This is a genomic window from Accumulibacter sp. (genome assembly GCF_029255285.1).
Lineage (GTDB): Bacteria > Pseudomonadota > Gammaproteobacteria > Burkholderiales > Rhodocyclaceae > Accumulibacter.
Map to the genome: position 1 here is coordinate 1 of NZ_JAPUVI010000020.1, position 5415 is coordinate 5415.

At 63.2% G+C, this 5415-nt stretch carries 3 protein-coding genes and 2 pseudogenes; all 5 read right to left on the reverse strand.

Annotated elements, in window-relative coordinates; all coding sequences use genetic code 11:
- Positions 1-157: 157 nt before the first annotated feature.
- Entirely contained in the window at positions 158-1489 is a 1332-nt protein-coding gene (locus Q1M07_RS01120; protein ID WP_300449439.1) for a PEP-CTERM sorting domain-containing protein, read from the reverse strand.
- 209 nt (positions 1490-1698) lie between these two features.
- On the reverse strand, positions 1699-3756 hold the full coding sequence (locus Q1M07_RS01125) for a sensor histidine kinase (protein WP_300449444.1): 2058 nt from the start codon (positions 3754-3756) through the stop codon (positions 1699-1701).
- Positions 3722-4381: a response regulator transcription factor gene (locus tag Q1M07_RS01130; protein ID WP_034918131.1), complete on the reverse strand. Its 660-nt coding sequence runs from the start codon at positions 4379-4381 to the stop codon at positions 3722-3724. The genes Q1M07_RS01125 and Q1M07_RS01130 overlap by 35 nt, the downstream gene beginning before the upstream one ends.
- A gap of 224 nt (positions 4382-4605) precedes the next feature.
- Positions 4606-4809, reverse strand: a pseudogene (locus Q1M07_RS01135) (IS3 family transposase); the annotation flags it as partial.
- 271 nt (positions 4810-5080) lie between these two features.
- Positions 5081-5266 (reverse strand): annotated as a pseudogene (locus Q1M07_RS01140) (DUF29 family protein); the annotation flags it as partial.
- Between the last annotated feature and the right edge of the window lie 149 nt (positions 5267-5415).

Consider the following 5415-nt stretch of genomic DNA (forward strand, 5'->3'; position numbering starts at 1 on the left):
ATGGATAGATAATGGTGTGTTTAAACGGATGGAATATTTTCCCGGGTCAGACAGGCATCTCTTCCCGCCTTCCGGATGAGCCATCATTATAAATCAAGAGGTTAGGTTTTTTAACACGCTCTAAATTGACGCCTCCATCGCTTTAAGCTATTGATTTTTAAAGAGAGTATTTATGCACCAACGCCGAAACGGCAACAACTCCGGATTCACCGGCAATATTACTCCGCACCCGCTCCAGACTTTCTTCGGTAGTCGCCGCAGCGACATCGAGTTGATAATAGAATGCTTCCGGAACCCGCCCGACGATTTTCGCACCATGCCTCTGGAAAATCGCGGTAGCCTGCTCGAGCGTCAGCGAATCCTCGGTGACCACCAGCAGATCCGACATCACCACCTGGACGCCGCTCGCCAGCGTCATGATTTTCTCTGGCGATGCCGGGCGGTCGGTGATCGGTGGCAGCACCAGGCCGGGCTCGGCCACGGCGGTGTCCGAGTCGTTCGACCAGACGGCGAACGACGGGGTGAATTTGATCTGCTGAGAATTGCGAAACTTGACCGGGAAGTTGCCCGTCGTCTGGCCGGGAGCGAGCCCCGTGGCGGTGACCGGAAGTGCGAGCATCGGCTGGCCATCGGTGTTGGCGCCGGTCCAGTTGGTTACCAGGACACCGCTAGGCACCCCCGAGACCACCAGGTAGGCTGGTGCCCACAGGGTCTGGGTGCCGATGTTGCGCACACTCACCAAGCCATCGTAGGTCTGGGTGGCCCGGTTATAGACCAGCGGCGAGCGGGTGATGCTGACCTGCGCTGTGGCGTCGGTTACGTACGCATGGGCCGGGAGCGATACCCCGAGGGCGAGCATTGCGACCGTGGCCCACCTGCGGCCGAGAGCCGACCTTGCAAGCATCAGCGCAACGACAGCCAAGAGCATGAGCAGCCCGGTCGCCGGTTCGGGCACCGCGGCGGACCCTGACGTCACCGATAGCGCCAACCCGGCGGGTGCATACACTTCCAGTCCATACGCGCTCAGCACCATCCAGGCGTTGGCCCCACTCGGGTCGGTGGTGAGGAAGAGCGGCATTCCCGCCGCGTCGATAGCGCTCAAGACGAGCGAGTCCGGAAAGCCGAAAATATCGGGATCAGCCAGATACGAATCGATCGTCAAGGCAAAGCCGGCGTAGACATCGGCCAGATCGAAATACAGCGAGGACAGAACCTGCTCATCGGCGATGAGGAATCTCCCCGGCGACGGTTCGCTGACCGCACCGTCGATCGATGTCGGTCGAACCGACAGCTTCTCCAGGAAAACATGGCTTCCCGACACCCCATCGCCGTCAATCAGGTCGACAATGATCGTCCCGGCGGTTGGCACCTGCGGAGCGGTCGCACCAATGACCAGGTTGACCGGTGCGGCGATGGCACTGGTGGCCAGCAGGTGGAAAAGGAGTGCGACAAAAAGGAGTGCGACAAAGAGGCGAATGGCGTGCTGCATGAGAAGCTGCTCCCAGGGACCAGAAAAAAGGTGCGCGTGCGCCGGGAGTTCACCTGTCAACACGCGACGGTGCAAGGTCAGTAAAGAAGGCTGGCGCGGACCGTGGCGGTGCAGGAAAGCCCTCTTCGCTGTGCGGCACGACTATCGCATCCCGGCGCAAATCTGTATATCCCCTAAACACGGGACAAGAGGTGCGGAAGATGAGGCGATTAGCCGGAATCCGACCGCCGCCGGCCGCGCTTGCGCCGGCAGGCGAAAACCCCGGTGGTCTGATGAGGCGTGGCCAATGCGGCGGGAGCATCGATCGCGACCGGCAGGCGCAGCTCGACGCGTGTGCCCTCCCCCGCGGCGGCGGTGACCGCCAGCGCGCCGCCGAGGCGCCGGGCGCGTTCGCGCATGTTGCGCAGGCCGCGCCCGGCGGTGGCCGCCAGCGGACTGAAACCGACGCCATCATCGGCAATCTCGACGATCACGACCTGTCGGCCTGCGCTGTCGGTTTCCTGGCGCGCGGTAATCCGCAGTTCGCTCGCCCGCGCGTGCTTGAGGACATTGGTCAGCGCTTCCTGGACGATGCGCAGCACCTGCAGCGCCTGTGGCGGATCGAGCCAGGGCAGCGGCGGCAGGTCGGCCATGGCCCAGTCGATGCGGATACCGGCGGCGGCCAGGCGATCGCCGAGACGATGGCGCAGCGTTGCCAGCAGGCTGACGAGGTCGTGAGTGACGGGCTCGAGCGAATCGATCACCAGGCGCAGTTCATCGACGCATTCGCGCAGGATGGAGGCCAGCCCGGCCGGCGGCAAGCGTCCCTGTTCGACGAGGACCAGCGAACTCACCAGCGCCGAACCGAGACCGTCGTGCATGTCCTGCATCAGTCGCTGCCGCTCCTGGAGCAGCGCTTTCTGCTGCTCGACCTGGCGCAGTTGGCCGTGTCTGGCTTCGAGGTCGGCTTCGCGTTCGCGCAGCCGCTGCTCGAGGGAAACATTGAGCGCCTCGATGCCGTCGAGGGCGCCGAGATAGCGTCGCTGCAGCGAAAAGAGAAAGGCGCCGAAGAGCAGGAAGGTGGCGTAGGGAAAGAGGTGTACGCCGTCGGGACTGCGTTGCGAAGACAGGAACCAGAGGTCGTGCGCCGCGAAGGCGGCCAGCGACCACAGGGCCAGCGTGATGATGCGGAACTCGAGGCTGCCGCCGCGCAGCGCCAGCCAGGTGAGCAGACCCGTCACGCCGACGCCAAGGACGAGATCGACCGTATGCTGCAACAGCAGCGCGGTGACGTGCCACTGCCACAGCGGCAGGGTGACGAGCGAGACACCCAGCGCGTAGCCCAGGAGGGCTTTTTCGAGACGCGGGAAGCGCCGCTGCTCGAAGCGGAAAGCGAACAGACAGAGAAAGGCCAGCAGCCAGGCCGCGGCGGCATCGACCAGCGCGCCGAACCAGAGCGCCGCCACCTCGTCATCGGAAAAATCGAAGAAGTACTGCAGATTGAAGACGAACCAGGCAACGGCGGTGAGTGTCAGCAACAGGTGCGCCGTTTCCGACGGGCGGGCAAGCCAGAACTGGAACGAGAGCAGGCCCAGCAGCAGCGCCACCAGGATGCCGGCCTGCGGCAACGTCGATTGAAAAAAGACACGGCTGTCGTTGAGCGGCCGGAGCGCAGATAGCGGACCGGCAGAGAGTGTCCCGACCGCATAGCCCTGGGCGATCCGGTAGGGAACGGCGACGATGATGTCGATCGGCTTGCCAGCGAGCGAATGGCGCAAGGGGAGCTTGGCGAGCAGCGGCCGGTTCCATTGCATGCGCCAGTCGTCGAGGCTGGTTTCGATCAGTTCGCCGTTCACCCACACCGACCAGGCGCCGCCCATGATCCGGGTGCCGTAGAGCGCCAGGGGTTCGCCGGGCGTCGCCGTTGCCAGCGGGGTGTAGCGCACGCGCAGCCAGGCGCGCGCCATCTCCGGCGGGTCGGGCTCGGACGAAATCGCCGGCAGCAGAACGACATCGGGCAGCGGCATCGGCGTCCAGCGCGCCGCGCTGAAGTCGGGTACGGCGTGCAGCAAGGCGGAGAAACCCGCCTTGTCGAAGCTGTAGCCGGCCAGGGGCTCGATCCAGCGCTCCGCGTGTGCGAAGCGAACGTGCGCTGCGCCGTCGCCCGGTCGGACGACGAGAAACAGAACGGCCAGGCAGGCGGGCGCTGCGACGAGCCACAGGCTCGGCACCAGTAGCGAATCGAGGCGGCCCCTAATCGAAGCCCAGACCCATGCGCCGAAGCTCATAGAGGGCCTCCGTCTTGGAGTGAACGTGCAGTTTGCGGTAGGCGCGCTTGACGTAGGTCGTCACCGTATGCGGGGAAATTCCCATGAGTGCCGCGACCTCGTGATAACTGTAACCCTTGGCCATGTAAGCAAGAACCGAGCGTTCCTGCCCAGTCAGTAACACGCTCTCGTGCGAGTCGGGAACGCTCCCGAGGGTCTCGGCCAACGGCAGTCTGGCCAGCAGGCGGCGGGCGATGCGCGGGCTGATGGGACTGCCGCCGGCATGGAGTTCGCGGATCTGACGGGCCAGATCGGCCGGCGAGGCATCCTTGAGCAGATAGCCGGTGGCGCCGGCCGCGAGCGAGGCGAGCACATGCTCTTCGTCGGCGAAGACGGAAATGACCATCACGTCGCAGTTCTCCGGCCAGCGCCGCGTGGTCTCGCGGATCAGCGACAGCCCACTACCGTCGGGCAGTCCCAGGTCCACCAACAGGACGTCGACCGGCCCGCACTCGAGCAGCGCCATGCCGGCGGCCAGATCGGCTGCCGCACCGGCGAGCCGCATGTCCGGGGCATCGGCCACCAGCCTCGCAAATGCGTCACGAAACTCGGCGCCGTCCTCGACGATGGCGACACTGATGACCATGCTCCCCCTTTTTCAGACCCATTATAAGTTCTTTTTATACGTCATAGGGTTTACTTGCCATCAGTGCAGCTTTAGCGGTTAAAGTGGACCCAGAAGTCAAGAGTAAGCTGTACCTATTTTCACCAGCAGCTGGATGGCGCTGCCCCGGTTTGGCCTTGCTTTGTGCTCTTGCTTCTGCGGGGGAGAAATCCCTGTGAAGCGTAGCGGAGCAAGGGCTTCTCCCCCGCGCCGCCAAATTTGTCCACGATCACCGCCCCGCCACCTATAGCAGTCCGATGCACGACATCGGGCGTCTGGTTGCCCAGCGACTGGTGCGAACGCTCGCCCTCGACCATCCATGCGGATGAGCACCTCTTCACGCTTGAGCACGCTGGTGAAGGCTTCGCTGGTGAACTGCGAGCCTGATCGTTGTTGAAGATTCCCGGCTGGCAAGGCCTCCTCCACGGAAGAGCGCCGGCTGCACGCATACGACAGCTCACCGATTCCGGCCTGGAAGTTGCTGCGCCACACGAGCAGGGTGCTGTCTGACGGATCTTCCTCCAGCCAGCAAGCGCAATTATGCTGAAAGCATCGATTTTTGATAACCAAATAGCCGATGCCGCGAAAGCGGCGCCTGCCCACGCGGCGAGCTTGTCGGCTTTGGTCTTGAGCGGGATGGAAAGACCGATGGCGTCGAAGACTTCCTTCCGTTGTGATCGCTCAAGGGCAATGGCGGGGGAACTTGTCCATTTCAATTCCCGTCTCGGCACTGACCAGATCACAGGCATCGGTCCACCAGTCCGGGTCGTCGAGGCAGCCACGCAGACTCGGTGTCTTGTCCAGGCGACGGATCATTCTCTGTCGCCGACTGCTGACCGTCACTTCCCAACTGGCGCCTCGGCGCTCGGGTTGGTGCTGTCACTTGTGTTCCTTCAGAGCGTGTTAAAAAACCTAACCTCTTGATTTATAATGATGGCTCATCCGGAAGGCGGGAAGAGATGCCTGTCTGACCCGGGAAAATATTCCATCCGTTTAAACACACCATTATCTATCCA